The sequence below is a fragment of the Aeromonas sp. PS2Canimalfood6 genome, from assembly GCF_048276795.1.
In the GTDB taxonomy this organism is placed as follows: domain Bacteria; phylum Pseudomonadota; class Gammaproteobacteria; order Enterobacterales; family Aeromonadaceae; genus Aeromonas; species Aeromonas caviae.
Window position 1 is genome coordinate 16,196 of the sequence record NZ_JBLUXC010000024.1, and the last position, 18,491, is coordinate 34,686.

Consider the following 18,491-nt stretch of genomic DNA (forward strand, 5'->3'; position numbering starts at 1 on the left):
TGTTGCTGTGATGCCGGCTCAGAAGCCGCCGTTGCGGGATACGTCGGCGAACCACTCGCCACTCTTCTTGATGCGGCGCTCGCCGGTCGCCAGATCGAGGCGGACGAAGCCGTAACGGTTCTTGTAGGCGTTGCTCCACGACCAGTTGTCGACAAAGGTCCAGAGGTGATAGCCAAGGCACTGGCACCCCTCACCTATTCCCTTGTGCACCCAGCTCAGGTGATCGCGGATGAAGGCGATGCGGTAGTCGTCCTGGATCTGGCCCTGCTCGCCGAGGAACTTCTCCTCCCCCTCGACCCCCATGCCGTTTTCAGAGATGAAGCAGGGGATATTGCCGTAGTGGTCCCGCAGGTTGACCAGGATGTCGTAGATGCCTTTCTCGTAGATCTCCCAGCCCCGGTGCGGGTTCATCTTGCGACCCGGCATCTCGTAGTAGTCGAAGAACCACTCCGGCATGAAGGGGCTGGCAGGATTGACCGCGTTGCTGCGGGCCTTGACCCGGCGCGGCTGGTAGTAGTTGACACCGAGCAGGTCCACCTTGCCGGCGGCCAGCAGCGCGCGATCTTCCGGCTCGCTGGCCGGCAACTGGTCATATTCCCGCAGCAGCGCCACCAGCTCGGTCGGGTATTCACCCTTGACCGCCGGGTCGAGGAAGCTGCGGTTGAAGAAGAGGTCGGCAATGTTGGCCGCCTTCAGATCCGCCGGATGCTGGGAACGCGGATAGGAAGGGGTCAGGTTCAGGATGATGCCGATCTGGCCGTCCTGGCCCTGGGCGCGATAGGCCTGCACCGCCTTGGCGTGGGCCAGCATGGTGTGGTAGGCCACGGTCGCGGCACGGCGGAAGTCCACCACGTTCGGGTAGTGGAAGTCATAGAGATAACCCCCCTCGACCGGCACGATCGGCTCGTTGAAGGTGAACCAGTGTTTGACCTTGCCCCCGAACAGCCGGAAGCAGGTGGCGGCAAACTCGGCGAAGGCGTCGACCACCTTGCGACTCTCCCAGCCCCCTTGCTCCTGCATGGACATCGGCATGTCGAAGTGGAACAGGTTGATGAAGGGGGTGATGCCACGGGCCAGCAGCTCGTCGAGCATGGCGTGGTAGAAGCGCACCGCCTCCGGGTTGGGTTCGCCACGCCCCTGGGGCAGGAGGCGCGCCCAGGAGATGGAGGTGCGGAAACTGTTGTGACCTATCTCCTGCATCAGGGCGATGTCATCCCGAAAATGCTGGTAGAAGGTGGAGGTATCGGCCGGTCCCACCTGCTGGTGGAAGCGGTTCGGCTCGATGGCAAACCAGTGATCCCAGATGGTCGGGGCCTTGCCGCCCTGGAGGCTGGCGCCCTCGGCCTGAGGGGCGGATGAGGCACTGCCCCACCAGAAGGTGTCGGGGAAACGGAACTGCATGGTGTGTCTCCTGTCAGGCCGCCATGGAATGGCGGCCGATGGTTCGATTAGCGGATGTTCTGACGGGTCGCCATGGCGACGTCGCCGGTGAAGGCTTTTTCAGCTTCTTCTCTCTCCTCTTCCTGCTTGAGCAGGCTGCGCTCGTAGGCTTTCAGGAAGGGGTAATACATGACGGCGGCCGAGCACATGCACAGGATGCACATCAGCGCCGGGCTGATGGCCCAGTTCGCGGCCCAGGAGGCACCGATGGGGGCTGGTGTGGTCCAGGGGGTCAGGGACGCCACCCGTGCCACCAGCCCCAGATCCAGCGCGAACCAGGCCAGGGTGGCGTTGATCATGGGCACCAGGATGAAGGGCAGGAAGAACACCGGGTTCATCACGATAGGGGCGCCAAACAGGATGGGTTCATTGATGTTGAACAGACCCGGCACCACGCCCATCTTGCCGATGGATCTCAGGTGGGCCGCCTTGCTGCGCAACAGCAGGAAGGCCAGCGGCAGGGTGGAGCCGACACCGCCGATGAGCAGGTAGTGATCCCAGAAGCCCTGCAGGAAGATGTGGGGCAGTACCTCGCCCGCCGCCATGGCCGCCTGGTTGTTGGCCAGATTGGCCATCCAGAAGGGGTTCATGATGCCGGTAACGATCAGGGCACCGTGGATCCCGGCAAACCAAAGGATCTGGCACAGCAGCACGGCCAGCAGCATGGCGGGCAGGGTGTCGGAGGCGGCGACCAGGGGCTTGATCAGGGCCATGATGGCCTCGGGCAGGATCATCCCCGTGCTGCTCTCAAGGATCAGATTGAGCGGATGCAGGGTCAGGATGATGAGCAACACCGGGATCAGCACCTCGAACGAGCGCGCCACCCCGGTCGGCACCTGAGGAGGCAGCTTGATGGTGATGTTGTGCTTCTTGAGGAAGGCATAGACTTCGGCGGCATAGATGGCGGTGATCAGGGCCGTGAAGATCCCCTGGCCCGAGAAGTACTGCATCGAGATCTGGCCATCCTTGACGGGCGCGGCCACCAGCATGAAGGCCATCAGGCAGAGCAGGCCCGTGGTGACCGGATCCAGCCCGTTTTGCCGGGCCAGGCTGGCACCGATGCCCACCGAGATGAACAAAGTCATCAGCCCCATGCTGAGCTGGAACGGCAGCAGCAGCTGGGCCTGATAGGTGCCGGCAAAGTCAAGCCAGGCCCGGGCAAAGCCCCACTGGGTCTCTTGCGAGAAGGGGGGGAAGATGAACACCAGCATGAAGCTGCCGACGATCATGAAAGGCAGCGCGGCGATGAAACCATCGCGGATGGCCTGGATGTACTTCTGCTGACCGAGACGGCCGGCCAGTGGGCTTATCTTCTGCTCGATCACCGAGACGAAGCGGTCGTAAAGCGTGTTCATGGACTGTTCCTTGTGAAATGAGCCGGGTTAGCCGATCAGCGACAGCGCATGGTCCAGCACCTTGTCGCCCCGCTGCATGCCGTAATCGATCATGTCGATGGTGGCCACCGGCACGCCGTGCGGTGCCGCACGCCCGGCCAGCTCCGCCTGCATGTACTTGACCTGGGGGCCGAGCAGCACGACCTGGTAGTGGGGCATCTGGTTGTCGAACTCGCTGGCACCGAAGGCGTTGATCTCGGCCTCCAGACCGCGTTTCGCCGCCTCTTCCTTCATCTTCTTGACCAGCAGGCTGGTGGACATGCCGGAGGAGCAGCACAACATGATCTTCTTCATCAGATAATCTCCTTGGGGTGGTATGGGAGGGATTGTGCCGATCTCGGAAATGAATGGAAACCGGTTTCCATTTTGATTCATTTCATTTGTGATCCAGGTCGACCATTCCCTGGAGAAGCGTGCCTTTTTTGTGAGCCAGCTAGAAAAACAGGGAAACTCGGTTGGTGAATACGGACGCTGAGTCCGAAAGAGAGCAGAATGGAGGCACGCCATAGCGCCTGGCGAGAAGAGGAAAGATGCCGCAATGAACATGCAAGTGATGGGGATGCTGGCCAGCATTGTTGAACAAAGAATGATACCGGTTGCCAACTGGCTGACACGCAGTCGGCACGTGATGGCACTCAGAGACGGGTTTCAGCTCGCCATGCCCTTCATCATCGTCGGCAGTCTGCTGGTGCCCATCCTCTATCCCCCTGTCGCCAGCGACAACGCCCACCCGCTGGCCATCGCCCTGCGGGACCTCTCCCAGCAGCTGATGCCCTGGCTGTATCCTGTCTACAGCCATACCGCCGGCCTGGTCTCCCTCATCATCGCCTTCGGAGCCGCCGCCAGCCTGGCCAAGGCGTATGAGATGCCGGAACGCCTCTCCGGCCTGTGCGGCTGCGTCGCCTTCCTGCTGCTCATCGACTTTCGCTCGGCACAGGGAGGGGTCTTCGGCTACCTGGGAGGACTCGGGATTTTCACCGCCCTGCTGGCGGCCTTCTATACGGTGGAGGTCATCCGCCTGTTCCAGCGGGCCGGCTGGATCATCCAGTTTCCCGAGGAGGTCCCCCTGATGACCCGCCAGGGATTCCAGCTGATCATTCCCCTGCTGTTTATCACCCTCTCCCTCAGCTTGCTGCGGCTCTGGCTGCAACAGCATTTCGGGATATCGCTGCCCGAGCTGATGGAGTACCTGTTCCAACCCCTGGTCACCGGCGCCGATACCTTGCCGGCACTGCTCATCGCCCTGCTGGTGGCACACCTGCTCTGGTTCATGGGGGTGCACGGGGCCCTCATCGTCAACGGCCTGCTCTCCCCGTTCTGGATGGCGGGTCTGAGCGCCAACCAGGGCGCACTGATGGCGGGGGAGCCCCTGCCCCACATCTTCCTGCAGGGGTTCTGGGACTACTACCTGCTGATCGGAGGCATAGGCACCACCCTGCCCCTGGTCTTCATGGCCATGCGCAGCCGCAGCCGAACCCTGCACTCGGTCGGCCGGCTCGGCCTCATCCCCTCGCTGTTCAACATCAACGAGCCCCTGCTGTTCGGTTTTCCCATCATCATGAACCCGCTCTTCTTCCTGCCCTTCATAGGGGTCCCCATGGTCAATGCCACCCTGGCCTGGCTGCTGACCGAGTGGGGCTACCTGGATCGCTTCGTCGCCATGTTGCCCTGGTCCATGCCCTCTCCCCTGGGGGCAGCCTGGGCCGCCAATGGCAGCCTGGCCAACGCCCTCATGGTGCTGGTCTGCATCCTCAACAGCTACGTGCTCTACCGCCCCTTCTTCATCGCTCACGAGCGGATGCTGCTGGCCCAGGAGACGGAGCGCAGGGCTCACTGATCAAGCAGGCCGCCCCGAGGCGGCCTGACTCAACGGTTGCCTGCGCGGGCAAAACTGCCCTGGGCCTGCACCTCATAAGGGCCGAGGCAGGCTGGCAGGAAGGCTGACTGCCCCCTATCCAATGCCAGGGGGGGCTGGCCGTCACGGTGCAGGGAGAGGGAGCCATTGATGGCAAACAGGATCTCCGCGCTCGTCGTGACCAGCCTGTGTTCCCCCTCGCCGTAGACACTGAAGGTGAAGTCGGGGACAGGCACATCGAAGTGTTGCGCCCCTTCCTCCGCACGGGGCGAGATCAGGAGCGTCTCGACCGGCTTGGGCCGGCATTTGGTGCAGGCGAGCAGTTCGTCCACGTCCAGATGCTTGGCGGTCAGCCCGGCCCGCAGCACGTTGTCGGAGTTGGCCATGATTTCGAGCCCGGTCCCATGGACATAGGCATGGGGGGTACCGGCATCCAGATACATGGCCTGGCCCGGGTGCAGCGTCACCACATTGAGCAACAGGGGAGCAAACAGACCCACGTCCCCCGGATACTGGGTGAACAGGTCCAGCACTAGGGCAAAAGTCTCGTCCTGACGATCGCGCTCGGCACAGACCCTGAGGGCGGCGAGTGCCGTCTCTTTGCTCTCCCCCTCCAGAGTCAGCAGAGCCCGGAAGAAACGTGCCAGTCCGCCCTCGCTCTGATCGGCGGCGAACGCCTCCACCAGCGGCGCCAGACTGGCCGCCGCCACCCGCTCAAACAGCACCAGGATGGCGGCAAAGTCACGAAAACCGTTCATCGCCTGATAGGGGGTCAGGGCGAACACCAGCTCGGGCTTGTGGTTGTCATCGCGATAGTTGCGGTAGGGAGCATCGATGGCGATACCCTCCGCCACCTCGCGAGCAAACCCGGCCTCGGCCTGAGCCTTGCTGGGGTGAACCTGGATGGAGAGCGCCTTCTCGGCACAGAGCACCTTGAACAGGAAGGGCAGCCCCCCGAAGCGGGCGTAGGTGGATTCGCCCAGTATCGCCACGCCGCGCCCGGCGATCAGCTCGGACAGAGGCGTCGGCAGGCCAGCTACCTCGACCTGTGAACAGCCGTTGGGATGAGCCCCCATCCAGAGCTCGGCCTGAGGCTTGCGCTCCGGATTCGTGATCCCGAACAGCCGGGTCAAGGCGTCACGGCTACCCCAGTCATATTCCTGGATCGGGTTTCGCATCAGAAATGCTGTCGATAAATACATGATGGACATCTCATGGTGATGGTGGAAGGGAGATGTCCGGAATGTATCAGTCCAACCCAATTACGGAAACCGGTTTCCATTATTGGAGTGATCCACATCAGATAATGACGCCATGAGAGGGGGGTGGCGACAGGTCGACATAAGGGAAGAAAACCTCTGTCCAGCGCGCCTGCGTATCAAGGGTAGGCGTTGTTCAGGCAGCCACGACCTGGCGTGGTGTCATGATACGGCCCAGGAGGATAAGGACGTCAGCCAGCAGCCAGCTGGGGGAATAATGAGCGAAAGAGGGCAATACTCGGAGCCTGCCGGCCCATTTGACGGCAAGCGCTTTCCAAAACAGGAGGGTGTGACTGAGGGGGGCGTTCGTCGGAGACGGGTCAGGGCAGACCAGAGAGTTGGGTCTGCCCTGAGTGCCGGGCTAGCCCATCAGCCCCAGGTAGTTCATCAGGGCGGCCCCCAGGCTGGTGGTGACGAGCGAGCCCAGGGTGGTGGTGGCGATGATGTTGGCCGCGAGGGCACTGTCACCGCCCATGGCGCGGGTCATCACATAGCTGGCGGCGGCGGTGGGGGTTGAGCTGATGAGAAACAGGATGCCGAGGGCCTGCGGGCTGAAGCCGAGCGCCCAGGCCCCCAGCACCAGCAGCACGGGGATGCAGCACAACCGGTTGACCGTGGCCCAGCCGGTAAGCATGGCGCCGCCGCGCAGGGCCTTGAGGTTGAGGCTGGCGCCGGTGCAGAGCAGGGCCAGCGGCAGGGTCATGTTGGCGAAATAGTTGCCCGTGGTGATGACCAGCTGGGGCAGTTCGATGCCGAGCAGACCGAAGGGCAGGGCCGCCAGAATGGCGATGATGAGGGGGTTTTTGACGATCCCCTTGAGTATGGGGGCGAGCCCCTTTCCGCCCCCCAGGCTGCGGGTCAGGGTGATCACCGCAAGGATGTTGTAGAGCACTGTGATGGAGCCCACCAGCAGGGCGGCGGCCCCTATCCCCTCCGGGCCGTAGGCGTTTTGCACATAGGCCAGCCCCATGATCCCCATGTTACCGCGAAAGCTGCCCTGCACGAAGATGCCCCGCAATTTCTGCTCGCCGATGAAACGGGCCGCCAGCACCTCCAGCACCAGGAAACCGGCGAGGGTGCCGAGCAGGCCATAGAGGATGAGCCAGGGGCTCGGCATGGTGGAAAAATCGGTGCGCACCATGCTCAGGAACAAGAGAGCTGGCAGGGTGACCTGGAACACCAGACGGGAGGCGGACTCGACGAAGCTGTCGGGCAAGAGACCCAGCCGCTTGAGCCAGATGCCGAGTACCAGCACCAGACAGATGGGGCCCGTGATGGAGAGAGAGAAGTGCAGACTTGCCAACAGATCCATGATGCGCGTCCTGTGCAACGGCGAAGAAAGTCGCCTGGGAAAGGGCATTCTAACGCCATGGGCTTGTATTCACAGGAGTTAATCACAACAATGTCTGCATCCCGATTGTCGCCCTCCCCTGTCACGGATCCCCCATGGAAAAGAAACTGACCATCCTCGATATCGCTCGCCTCAGCGGGGTCGGCAAGTCGACCGTCTCCCGGGTGCTCAATCAGGATCCCAAGGTCAATGCCCAGACCAGGGCCAGGGTCGAATCGGTGATCGCCCAGCACGGTTTCGTGCCGAGCAAATCGGCGCGGGCCATGCGCAGCCAGAGCCAGCAGGTGGTCGGCATCGTGGTGTCGCGCCTCGACTCCAGCTCCGAGAACCAGGCGGTGCGCGGCATGCTGGAGACCCTCTACCAGCGTGGCTACGACGCCGTGCTGATGGAGAGCAAGTTCTCCCCCGCCAAGGTGAGCGAGCACCTGGCGGTGCTGGAGCGGCGCGGGGTGGACGGCATCATCCTGTTTGCCTTCAACGATCTGGACTATGCCGCCATGGCGCCGCTCAGGGAGAAACTGGTGCTGATGGCCCGCGAGCGCCCCGGCTTCTCGTCAGTCTGCTTCGACGATGACGGGGCGGTGCGCGCCGTGCTCGCCCACCTCGGGGAGCGTGGCCTGACCGAGGTCGCCTATCTCGGGGTGGAACGCAGCGATCTCACCACCGGGTTGCGTCGGCATCAGGCTTACCTCGACTACTGTCGGGAACAGGGGCGCACACCCCGCAGCGCCCTCGGGGATCTCGGTCTGCAAAGCGGCTATCGGCTCGCGGCCGAGCTTCTCACCCCCACCACCCAGGCCATGGTCTGTGCCAGCGACACCCTGGCCATCGGCGCCGCCAAATACCTGCAGGAGCAGGGTCGCACCGACATCCTGGTGAGCGGCCTTGGCAGCAATCCCATGCTGACGTTCCTCTTTGCCAACACCCTCAGCCTGGATTTCGGCTACAAGGACGCCGGCATCCTGGCCGCCAGACAGCTGCTCGACCAGATTGAAGAGGGGCAACCCCCCAGAGCGACCATCGCCCCCTGTCAGCCCCTGTAGTCTATCTTTTCCTCCATTCCCGGCGTTTTGCGCTTTTTGTGACCAGAGCCACGAATTGGGAACGTTCCCATTGCCGATGCGAGCCACTGGCTTCATGCTGATTGGGAACGATACCAATAAACGGGCGGTCCTTGGCCAGCCGGTAAAGACACGACCATTATTCATGGAGTCACAGAGGGAAGGCTCATGTCAAAAGTCAACACACAGCATCTGGCGCAGCTGATCGAGCGGATCGGCGGCAAAGAGAACATCACCACTGTCAGCCACTGCCTGACCCGGCTCAGGTTCGTGCTGGCCGATCCGGTCAAGGCCGATCCCAAGGCCATCGAGACCATCCCTTCGGTGAAGGGGAGCTTCACCCAGGGCGGCCAGTTCCAGGTGGTGATCGGCAACGAGGTGGATCAGTGGTACAAGGCGCTCACCCAGGAGATCGGCGTGAGCGGCGGCAGCAAGGAGGCCGCCAAGCAGGCCGCCCGCCACAACATGAACCCGTTGGAGCGCGGCATCTCCCACCTGGCCGAGATCTTCGTCCCCCTGCTGCCCGCCATCATCACCGGTGGTCTGATCCTGGGCTTTCGCAACGTCATCGGCGACATCAAGATGTTCGACGACGGCACCCACACCCTCACCGAGATCAGCCAGTTCTGGGCCCAGGTGCACGCCTTCCTCTGGCTGCTGGGTGAAGCCATCTTCCACTTCCTGCCGGTGGGTGTCTGCTGGTCTGCGGTGAAGAAGATGGGCGGCTCCGAGATCCTCGGCATCGTGCTGGGTATCACGCTGGTGTCGCCGCAACTGATGAACGCCTATGGCATCGGCCAGCAGACCCCGGAAGTGTGGGACTTCGGCCTCTTCGTCATCCAGAAGGTGGGGTATCAGGCCCAGGTCATTCCGGCCCTGCTGGCGGGTGTCTTCCTCGCCTGGGTGGAAACCAGCCTCAAGCGCATCATCCCGGCCTATCTCTACCTGGTGATTGTGCCCTTCATCTCCCTGCTGCTGGCGGTGATCGTGGCCCACGCCCTGATCGGTCCGTTCGGCCGCTGGATTGGTGACGGCGTCGGCTTTGCCGCCAAGGCTGCCATGACGGGTTCGTTTGCCCCCATCGGCGCCGCCCTGTTCGGCTTCCTCTATGCGCCCCTGGTCATCACCGGCATCCACCACACCACCAACGCGGTGGACCTGCAACTGATGCAGAGCATGGGCGGCACCCCCATCTGGCCGCTGATCGCCCTCTCCAACATCGCCCAGGCGTCTGCGGTCGTCGGCATCATCCTGATCAGCCGCAAGGAGAACGAGCGGGAGATCTCGGTCCCGGCCGCCATCTCCGCCTATCTCGGGGTGACCGAGCCGGCCATGTACGGCATCAACCTCAAGTACAAGTTCCCCATGCTGTGCGCCATGGTGGGCTCAAGCTGTGCGGCTCTCATCTGCGGCTTCGCCGGTGTGATGGCCAACGGCATCGGGGTGGGCGGCCTGCCGGGCATCCTCTCCATCCAGCCGCAATACTGGGGCATCTACGCCGTCGCCATGCTGGTGGCCATCGTGGTCCCCGCCCTGCTGACCCTGCTGGTCTACAAGCGCCAGCAGGCTGCCGGCAAGCTGGATCTGGCCACGGCCTGATCCACACAACCTCGGCGGAGCCCTGGCTCCGCCCTTTATCGTTGCCCTGTTCCAACTAATCCGGTTTCAACCAATGAGCGAACCAACCATGACACAGACACCCTGGTGGCAAAGCGCCGTGATTTACCAGATCTACCCCAAGAGCTTTCAGGATTCCGGCGCCCGTGGCACCGGTGATCTCAAGGGGATCATGGCCCGCCTCGACTACCTCAAGACCCTCGGCGTCGATGCCCTCTGGCTGACCCCGGTCTATGTCTCCCCCCAGGTGGACAACGGCTACGACATCGCCGATTACCTCAACATAGATCCCGCCTACGGCACCATGAGCGATTTCGAAGCGCTCCTGGCCGCCGCCCATGCGCGCGGCATCCGCATCGTGATGGATATCGTGGTCAACCACACCTCCACCGAGCACGCCTGGTTCAAGTCGGCGCTGGGGGACAAGAACAGCCCCTATCGCGACTACTACATCTGGAAATATCCGGTGGACGGCGGCGTGCCCAACAACTGGCAATCCAAGTTTGGCGGCAGCGCCTGGGAGCTGGACCCGGCCACCGGCCAGTACTACCTGCACCTCTTTGCCCGCGAGCAGGCGGATCTCAACTGGGAGAACCCGGCCGTGCGCGCCGAGGTGAAGAAGATCATCCATTTCTGGGCGAAGAAAGGGGTGGACGGTTTCCGCCTCGACGTCATCAACCTCATCTCCAAGGATCAGGCATTCCCTGACGACGAGGTGGGGGATGGCCGCCGCTTCTACACCGACGGGCCGCGCATCCACGAATTTTTGCAGGATGTGAGCCGCGACGTCTTCGCCCCCGTGGGGGCCATGACAGTGGGGGAGATGTCCTCTACTTCTCTGGAGCACTGCCAGCGCTATGGCGCGCTGGATGGCTCCGAGCTCTCCATGGTGTTCAACTTCCATCACCTCAAGGTGGATTACCCGGGCGGCGACAAGTGGACCAAGGCCCCGTTCGATTTCCTCGAACTCAAGCGCATCTTCAACCACTGGCAGAGCGGCATGCATGGCAAGGGGTGGTCGGCGCTCTTCTGGTGCAACCACGATCAGCCGCGCATCGTCTCCCGTTTCGGCGATGAGGACGAGCATAGGGTGGTCGCCGCCAAGATGCTGGCCAGCACGCTGCACGGCCTGCAAGGCACCCCCTACATCTATCAGGGGGAGGAGATCGGCATGACCAACCCCGGCTATCAGCACATCGACGACTATCAGGATGTGGAGAGCCGCAACATCTTCGCCATCAAGCAGGCGGAAGGGATGAGCGAGGCCGAGATCCTCGCCATTCTCGGCGCCAAGTCCCGGGACAACTCGCGCACCCCGATGCAGTGGAGCGCCGCCTCCAACGCCGGTTTCACCAGCGGGACGCCCTGGCTCAAGCCCGCCGCCAACTACCCCGAGATCAACGCCGAAGCGGCGCTCGCCGACCAGCACTCGGTGTTCTGGCACTATCGGGATCTCATCGCCCTTCGCAAGGCGCACCCCATCTTCACTCAGGGGGATTATCAGGAGCTGCTGACCGGGCACCCGCAGATCTGGGCTTATGCCCGCCGCGCCGACGGTCAGACCCTGCTGGTGGTGAGCAACTTCTACGGCGAGCCGGTGGCCTTCGAGCTGCCTGCCGAACTGGCCAATGGAGAGGGGCGCCTGTTGCTTGGCAACTACCAAGACAGCCCGACCCGGCCGCAATCCTGCAAGCTGCGCCCTTACGAATCCCTGATCTGGCTGATGGAGCAATGATGACTGACGCAACGACAGTGCAGCGGCCCGCTGTGCGTGGCCCCGAGTGGCAGAAGATGGTGGCGGGAGCGCCCTATGATGCAGGGGACCCCGAACTGCGGGCTGCGCGGGAGCAGTGCCGCGCCCTGCTGGGAGAACTGAACCGGGAGCGAACCGATGCCCCTGGTTGGGATGAGCGCCTCACCCGCCTGCTGGGTGGCCGCGCAGAACGCTGTTTCATCACGCCCCCCTTCTTCTGCGACTATGGCGCCAACATCTTTGTCGGCGAGAATTTCTACGCCAATTTCAACTGCACCATCCTGGATGTGTGCGAGGTACACATAGGCGACAACGTGCTGCTGGCCCCCGGAGTGCAGATCTACACCGCTACCCACCCGGTGGCGGTAGCGCCGCGCATCAAGGGGGTGGAGTTCGGCAAGCCGGTGCGCATCGGCAACAACGTCTGGATTGGGGGCAGCGTCGTCATCTGCCCGGGCGTCACCATAGGGGACAACAGCGTCATCGGGGCGGGGTCCGTTGTCACCAGAGACATTCCGGCAGGCGTGGTGGCGGTCGGCAATCCCTGCCGGGTCTTGCGCCCCATGACGGCAGAGGAGCTGGCGCCCGGGGAACCTGGCTGACACAGAAGGGGCAGGCCGTACCTGCCCCTGTTCCTTTCCCTGACGGCGCTCCCGCAATGCCGGCAAGGCTTCGGCGCAACCCCCTCTTTACCCGGGCAGCAAGGCGCCGCAACGCTTGTGCTGTCCCATGACCACCAGAGTCTTGAAACTGCGCACCTGGTCCCTGGCATGGAGCACCCGACGGGTGAACTGCTCGTAACTTTGCATGTCCCTGGCGGCCACTTGCAGCACGAAGTCCTGCTCCCCCGTCACATACCAGAGATCCATCACCTCGGGTTCCCGCTGCAGGCTGGCGATCATCTCATCGACGATGCGGCCATGATCCCGCTCCAGGGTCACCAGCACCAGCATGGTGATGGGCCAGCCCATGGTGGACGGTGCCACCAGCGCCACTTCCCGCTCGATGAGACCGGACTCCCGCAAGGCGCGGACGCGGCGGTAGCAGGCAGGGGCGGAAAGACCGACCCTGTGGGCCAGCTCCGGCGTGGGCAGACGGGCATCCTGTTGCAGCTCGGCGAGGATGAGCAGATCAAATTTGTCGGTCATGGGGTTCATTAGATAAAAATTATCGAACAAGGCCAGTATTAGACCGGTTTTACCCAAGTCTCCAGATATATTTTATTGCTCATCGTCCTGCCCGGTATGAACACCATGCAACCCAATTCCAATGCCCTCTCCTCCCTTCTGGCCGTCCTGCTCGCCATGTTGTCGATCACCCTCGGCGCCTCCCTGGCCAAATCCCTGTTTCCCCTGCTGGGTGCCGCAGGTACGACCCTGTTCCGGCTGGGGTGCGCCGCCCTCCTCCTCTCCCTGGTGTTTCGCATCTGGCGTGCCCCCCTCGACCGTCGCACCCTGCTGGGCGCCATCCCCTACGGCCTGTCGCTTGGGGCAATGAACCTGCTCTTCTATCTCGCCATCGCACGCATTCCCCTCGGCGTAGCCCTGGCCATCGAGTTCATCGGCCCCCTGACAGTGGCCCTGCTCTCCTCATGCCACCGGGCAGACTTCATCTGGCTGATACTGGCCATCGCCGGCCTGCTGCTGCTCTTGCCCCTGCGGGCAACACAGCAGGCCATCGATCCCCTGGGAGCCGCACTGGCTCTCGGGGCTGGCCTCTTCTGGGGGCTCTATATGCTCACCGGAAAGCGGGCAGGAGCCTTGCTGGGCGCACAGGCTCCGGCGCTGGGCATGTGGGTGGGCACCCTGCTGGTATTGCCCTTCGGGCTGGAGGGTGCGATCGAGGCGTCATTCACCGTCCCCGTGATCCTCACCATCATCGGGGTGGGGCTGCTCTCGAGCGCCATCCCCTACTCTCTCGAGATGTTTGCCCTGCGCCGCCTTCCCCTCAAGAGCTACGGCATTCTCACCAGCGGTGAACCGGCCATGGGAGCCTTGATGGGACTGGTATGGCTGGGCGAGCAGTTGCCCCCGTCCCAATGGCTCGGGATAGCCGCCATCATCGCCGCCTCCATGGGCACCACCTGGCAGGCGGGTCGTCGACATGCGGGCTCCGCCTGAACCAAAAAACGCGGGGCCGGCGATGACCGGCCCCGGGGATGGCACGAGCGCGTCAGGACGAGTAGTCGTAACAGCGTTTGAGCTCGCCGAAGTCATAGAAGAAGCTGCCCACCGCAATGGGGGCGCAACCTGCCTTGAAGGCGAGCTCCTTCTCGTTGTAAAGCATCTTCACCAGCACCCGGCCGGCCTCGTTGCGGTAGACATCCCACTGGATGTTGGCCGCATAGGGAGAGACCCAGCCGCCACGCCATTCGTTGTTTTCCTGGCTCATCAACACGCCGGGCTGGGCGCTCTGGCGGCTCCCTGCCAGCTTCATCAGGGCCGCCAGCGGGATCAGGGTCTCCGCATGGGCAAAGCGCAGCTTGGCGACATGCTCGCCCGCCTCTTCCACCACCTGGGTCTGTACCTCGTTGAAGAGGCCGTCAAGCAGGGGCTGGGCCACGGCGTAGGTGGCGCTCTGGCTGGCAACACTCGGCCCCTTCTCGTAGAAGTCCTCGGCATCGGAAAGGTAGGAGAACCAGGCAGACTCCTCTGGCGTGATGAACTGCTCGAGATCCCAGGACCCGCCTTGTGCCTGCGCCTCCCGGATCATCCCCGGGCCGATGATGAAGAGGTTGTAGAGCATGAGGGCGGCGTCCACCTCGTCGCGCACATGGGTCTTGCCGCCGTCTTCCGGGTTCACCGCCACATAATCCACCCCGGCGGCCAGCTCGTCGACGAAGGCCTTGCTGTAGAGACGCTCGAGCATCTCGCGGGCCATCACCCGGGTCCTGGGCAGGGCCTTGAGCGCATCGAGGGCCTCGGTCAGCTCGGGAGCGGGAGCCACCCCGTTGTCTTCGTCCCCGACAAAGGCCTGATAGGCCTGGAAGGTGGGCAGATACCGGGTGTACTCCCCCTGTGGCTCGGTCTTGTGGAAGTAGAGCTCGAACTTGTTGCGCAGCCCCTTGTCGATCTCGGAAGGGTTCTCCTGGCTGACGTAACAGTCGGGGCTGTCCGTCACCAGAGAGACCCGTTTGGCCAGGCTCTGCATGAAGAAGTAGGCGCTTTCGTTGGCGCGATCCTTGCCCGATGTCTCGACCTTGAGGCAGAGGGGAGTCGATTCAGTGGTCAGCAGGGTGGGCAGCCGTTCGGCGAGCCGGGTCGCCAGGTTGGCGTGCTCCTCCTTGCCGAGCGCACTCAGCAGGCCATAGCCGAGGGTCTGGTTGGCGGCCGTGACGGCGTCCACCTTGGCGCCGAGCCGTTGGCCCAGCTCGGTCAAGGCCCCCTGTCTTGCGGCCTCCTCCCACACCAGCTTGGTCAGCACATCGTATTTGGGGCTCGACAACGAGCGGGAGCCATGGCGTGCCACCAGTTCGGTGAAGACGGGACTAAAGCCTTCAGGGGCAACCTCATAGCTGTTCATTGCCTGACGGGCGGCATAGACCGCCTTGGTGCTGTATTGATAGTCGCCGACGGCGGGCGAGGAGGAGTCATTGCCCGAATTGCAGCCGCTCAGCAGGGTGGCCGCCACGCAGGCGGCAAGGGAAGAGACGCGAAACATAGTCATCCTTGAACCAGTGTGAAAATGAAGCCGCACAGTACGCACCGGATGTGACAATCCGGTGTCAGGTCTGGGACATGCACCTCTCTCCGGAAGGGTGAACACCCTCCAACCCGTCTATGTCCCCCCACAAAAAAATCATTCATATTTTTTGAACATGTAGGCCAGTTTATCTCGCTAACAATGACCGGGTGAGGCGCTTAATATTCACGCATCGCTTAGGCAGGAGCGCCAAGCCGCAAAACAACTGGTCGTTCATGGCAGTCCCCCATACACATGGGTGACAAACATCCGTGACAAAACAACACACCATTTGAATGACCTCTTGCAAGGATGCATTGATGCAGGCCTGTCAGGCCTTGCCAATGACATAAAAACCAAGAGAGTGAATGAACATGAAAAACGTGATCAAGATGCTGGCCGTTGCAGGCCTGATGAGTGCCGGTGTTGCCCAGGCTTCCGTCCCCGCCGACTTCAACGCCACCCCGGGTGTGCTGTTCGTGAACTGGCATGCCAGCGCCGCCATGGCTGGCAAGGCCAACCCCATGCTGGAGGTGCGCGATGAATCCGGTGATCTGGTGGCCTCCGTCCACGCCAACCTGATGGGTACCCAGCAGGTACAGATCCCGAGCCGCGCCCAAGGCAACCTGACCGTCAGCCTCGGCGATCAGAGCAGCGATTACCGCATCCCGTTCGGCATCGGCAGCGGCAATCCCCGCTGATCAACGCAGACGACGTCCCTCCCGGGTCTGGCAAAGACACGCCGACCAGGCGAGAGATCAACGACAAGGGCGCCATCAAGGCGCCCTTGTCGTCGTTGCCGTCGGCACGCACGGCTACTGGGTGAAGACGGGACCGAAGCCGGATCCCCACAGGATGGCCGTGGCAGCCAGCACGCAGACCAGCAACACCAGGCCGACAGTCACCACTGAGCTGGCGTAGATGAATCCCTGCTCCTTGGTGATGTGCATCAGGATGGGCACGCCGATATAGAGCAGGTAGACGGAATAGGTCAGCCCGACCAAACCGATGAGCATCACGAACCAGAGATGCGGGAAGAAAGCGGAGAAGCCCACCATGAAGAGTGGCGTGGAGGTGTAGGCCGCCAGCTCCAGCGAGGTCGTGTAGCTGGGATCCGAGCCGAAGGTATGCCCCATCCAGTGCACCAGATAGGAGAGTGCCAACACGCCGATGATAAGGGTCACGTACATGGCGACCGACAGCTTGAATGCGCTGTTGGCGGTCAGGGTGATGGGATCGCCGACCCCGATGCTCCAGCCGATGTGAACGGCGGAATAGTAGGCGCAGATGGGAGGGATAAGGGCCACGAGCAGGATGTGGGTCAGACTGTTTCTGAAGCTGTCGTGCCGCTCGTCTATGGTATGCCATTCGGTGTGGGGATGGGCATACAATCCCCATAAGTGATTCAATATCATAGCGTTATTCCTTCTCTACATCGGTGGTTGGCGGATCGATACCGGGCTTTCTCCTCTGATTGCGTCATGTCCGGGCGCTGGTGGCGCCATCGCTTGCCATGGCATGCGATGACTTTAAATAAAGTCGCTCCACCGCCGCTGCGTCAAGCAGGGTCGCCGAGCCAGCCGGGAGGAATGGGAAGACAGCAGGAGGGCACCGGAGGCGGGCACTGATGGCACCCGCCGCCGGCACTCCCGTCAATACTGCTTGGTTTTCGAGGCAAAACCCGCGAGGAAGAGACCGGTCAGGAACATGCCGCAGAAGGCTTCGATGGCCGACAGCAGTTGCAGCGGCGAGGAGGTCTGGGAGATGTCCCCATAACCCAGGGTCACGAAGGTGACGATGCTGAAATAGAGGGAGCGCCCCAGATGGCCGTGGGTTGCAGACTCCGGTGCCAGGAAATAGGTCAGGGTCGCCAGCAGGATCACCCCCATCGACATCAGCAGGCTTCTGATGGGACGCTCCCCAAACCCCCAGGTGATGAAGCTGATGAACTTGCCCGCGCACTTGAGATAGCACAACAGGGAGAGCCAGCACTTCGTCATCGGACCGCTGCGCAACCAGCGCTCCCGGAACAGCTCCCGCGGGCTCGCCAGGGACTTCATCTCGTGCAGCTTCTCCTTGTAGTAGCACTCGCCGGCGTCGACGGTGTCACCCACGCTGGAGAAGAGACGCTTGGCATTGCGATAGAGTTTGCTCGCCTCGTTGTGGTCGATCCGCCCATTGTCGTTGTAGACCACCTCCACCTTGTCCAGGTTGGTGTGCTCCATGGTGGCATCGAAGTTCTTGGCGCTGACGCTGAAGTTTTTCAGCACCGCCCGGGAGGAGTGGAAGCGGATCTCCTCGCACTCTATGGTGAAGTCCTGAAAGACCCCGTCCTCCAGCGCCAGCTCCCGCTTCTTGGCCCAGGCCCTGTGGTCCCACAGCAGGGAGTCGAACAGATCGAGCCCGATCACCCCGCCATTGACCCTGACCCCCTTGGCCGAGCAGTGCCACAGATAAACCTTGGAGTTGTTGACGGCCCCATCGAGAGAGAGCTCGTCGAGACAGGTAAAATCGAGCAACCGGCCGGAGATGATGGGGCTTTTGAGGGTAACACCGCCGATGTTGAGCAGACGATGCTTGCCCAGCACCTGGGCCTCCCCCTTGTTGTTCTCCGAGACCGAAAGCAGGCTTTGCACCCGTTTCACCTCGTCATTGCCATGTTTTCCCGCCAGCCACATGCTGTAAGGCTCGAAACGGGTCTCCGAGCGGATGAGGCCGCTCTTGCGCAGGGATTCCAGTGCACTCGAGGCGCTCTCATACAGGCGGACCTTGTCGTCGCTCATGTAGACACAAAGGCTCAACACGCAGCGGGAGCTGATGAAGCGGGCGATGCCGATCTGGAAGATCACGCTTTTTTCTATCTTCTGCTCCGCCATCCAGTCGTCGAAATGGGGCAGCGACGCCACCAGCAGCGCCCAGATACGGGGATAATCGTTCTCACGCCGCCACTCGTTGAATTGCTCGGGGGAAAGCTGCCAAAGCTCTGTTGCATTCATAGATGACCTCAGTAATGGAGATGTTCTCGTCGGTGATTCTCTGTCAAGTGCAACCAATAGAAGCGAGCTTACAACAGCAACGAA

At 62.5% G+C, this 18,491-nt stretch carries 16 protein-coding genes; 7 read left to right on the forward strand and 9 right to left on the reverse strand.

The genetic code is table 11. From position 1 onward, the window contains the following. Positions 1-18: 18 nt before the first annotated feature. From ACNPAA_RS11580 to ACNPAA_RS11590, 3 genes are read right to left on the reverse strand one after another with little or no spacing between them, the layout of a single operon-like run. Positions 19-1,401 (reverse strand): glycoside hydrolase family 1 protein, encoded by a 1,383-nt coding sequence (locus tag ACNPAA_RS11580; RefSeq protein WP_041211759.1) that lies wholly within the window; start codon positions 1,399-1,401, stop codon positions 19-21. A 47-nt stretch (positions 1,402-1,448) separates the two neighbouring features. Beyond that, the gene (locus ACNPAA_RS11585) at positions 1,449-2,795 is read right to left on the reverse strand and encodes a PTS sugar transporter subunit IIC (protein ID WP_128312936.1); all 1,347 of its coding nucleotides are present in this window, start codon (positions 2,793-2,795) and stop codon (positions 1,449-1,451) included. A 27-nt stretch (positions 2,796-2,822) separates the two neighbouring features. Further along, positions 2,823-3,128, reverse strand: coding sequence for a PTS sugar transporter subunit IIB (locus ACNPAA_RS11590; protein ID WP_041211761.1), 306 nt, complete (start codon positions 3,126-3,128; stop codon positions 2,823-2,825). A gap of 244 nt (positions 3,129-3,372) precedes the next feature. Here ACNPAA_RS11590 and ACNPAA_RS11595 point away from each other — a divergent pair, with 244 nt between their 5' ends. After that, positions 3,373-4,671, forward strand: a complete 1,299-nt coding sequence (locus ACNPAA_RS11595) for a PTS sugar transporter subunit IIC (RefSeq protein ID WP_041211762.1) — start codon at positions 3,373-3,375, stop codon at positions 4,669-4,671. 29 nt (positions 4,672-4,700) lie between these two features. Here ACNPAA_RS11595 and manA read toward each other — a convergent pair whose 3' ends face one another. Together manA and ACNPAA_RS11605 are read right to left on the reverse strand one after the other, a co-directional pair. Beyond that, a complete protein-coding gene (gene manA, locus ACNPAA_RS11600) occupies positions 4,701-5,900 on the reverse strand; it encodes a mannose-6-phosphate isomerase, class I (RefSeq protein WP_201871836.1) in 1,200 nt (399 codons plus the stop codon). 409 nt (positions 5,901-6,309) lie between these two features. After that, positions 6,310-7,260, reverse strand: a complete 951-nt coding sequence (locus ACNPAA_RS11605; RefSeq protein WP_171865448.1) for an AEC family transporter — start codon at positions 7,258-7,260, stop codon at positions 6,310-6,312. 134 nt (positions 7,261-7,394) lie between these two features. On the opposite strand from ACNPAA_RS11605, the gene treR reads away from it, so the two are divergent. The 4 genes from treR (at position 7,395) to ACNPAA_RS11625 (ending at position 12,332) form a co-directional block, all read left to right on the forward strand. After that, on the forward strand, positions 7,395-8,342 hold the full coding sequence (treR, locus tag ACNPAA_RS11610; RefSeq protein WP_041211765.1) for a trehalose operon repressor TreR: 948 nt from the start codon (positions 7,395-7,397) through the stop codon (positions 8,340-8,342). Between the two features lie 186 nt (positions 8,343-8,528). Further along, positions 8,529-9,959 (forward strand): PTS trehalose transporter subunit IIBC, encoded by a 1,431-nt coding sequence (treB, locus tag ACNPAA_RS11615; RefSeq protein ID WP_201871834.1) that lies wholly within the window; start codon positions 8,529-8,531, stop codon positions 9,957-9,959. An 88-nt stretch (positions 9,960-10,047) separates the two neighbouring features. Beyond that, on the forward strand, positions 10,048-11,712 hold the full coding sequence (gene treC, locus ACNPAA_RS11620) for an alpha,alpha-phosphotrehalase (RefSeq protein WP_201871832.1): 1,665 nt from the start codon (positions 10,048-10,050) through the stop codon (positions 11,710-11,712). Further along, the gene (locus ACNPAA_RS11625) at positions 11,712-12,332 is read left to right on the forward strand and encodes a sugar O-acetyltransferase (protein WP_029314833.1); all 621 of its coding nucleotides are present in this window, start codon (positions 11,712-11,714) and stop codon (positions 12,330-12,332) included. The genes treC and ACNPAA_RS11625 overlap by 1 nt, the downstream gene beginning before the upstream one ends. A gap of 87 nt (positions 12,333-12,419) precedes the next feature. Here ACNPAA_RS11625 and ACNPAA_RS11630 read toward each other — a convergent pair whose 3' ends face one another. Then, positions 12,420-12,878, reverse strand: coding sequence for an Lrp/AsnC family transcriptional regulator (locus ACNPAA_RS11630; protein ID WP_039039724.1), 459 nt, complete (start codon positions 12,876-12,878; stop codon positions 12,420-12,422). Positions 12,879-12,974: 96 nt separating this feature from the next. Between ACNPAA_RS11630 and ACNPAA_RS11635 the strand changes: the two genes are divergently transcribed. Next, complete coding sequence (locus ACNPAA_RS11635; protein ID WP_171865451.1) at positions 12,975-13,850, forward strand: EamA family transporter; 876 nt, start codon at positions 12,975-12,977, stop codon at positions 13,848-13,850. Between the two features lie 52 nt (positions 13,851-13,902). Here the strand turns inward: ACNPAA_RS11635 and ACNPAA_RS11640 are convergent, their stop codons facing one another. Further along, positions 13,903-15,396 carry a histidine-type phosphatase gene (locus ACNPAA_RS11640; RefSeq protein ID WP_052814390.1) on the reverse strand — a complete coding sequence of 498 codons (1,494 nt, stop codon included), beginning with the start codon at positions 15,394-15,396 and terminating at the stop codon, positions 13,903-13,905. A gap of 383 nt (positions 15,397-15,779) precedes the next feature. Between ACNPAA_RS11640 and ACNPAA_RS11645 the strand changes: the two genes are divergently transcribed. Beyond that, positions 15,780-16,112, forward strand: a complete 333-nt coding sequence (locus ACNPAA_RS11645) for a hypothetical protein (RefSeq protein ID WP_039039727.1) — start codon at positions 15,780-15,782, stop codon at positions 16,110-16,112. 114 nt (positions 16,113-16,226) lie between these two features. On the opposite strand, the gene ACNPAA_RS11650 is transcribed toward ACNPAA_RS11645, so the two are convergent. Both ACNPAA_RS11650 and ACNPAA_RS11655 read right to left on the reverse strand, forming a co-directional pair. Next, on the reverse strand, positions 16,227-16,826 hold the full coding sequence (locus ACNPAA_RS11650) for a Yip1 family protein (protein WP_029314835.1): 600 nt from the start codon (positions 16,824-16,826) through the stop codon (positions 16,227-16,229). Between the two features lie 237 nt (positions 16,827-17,063). Continuing rightward, positions 17,064-18,407: a potassium channel family protein gene (locus ACNPAA_RS11655; protein WP_043152903.1), complete on the reverse strand. Its 1,344-nt coding sequence runs from the start codon at positions 18,405-18,407 to the stop codon at positions 17,064-17,066. Between the last annotated feature and the right edge of the window lie 84 nt (positions 18,408-18,491).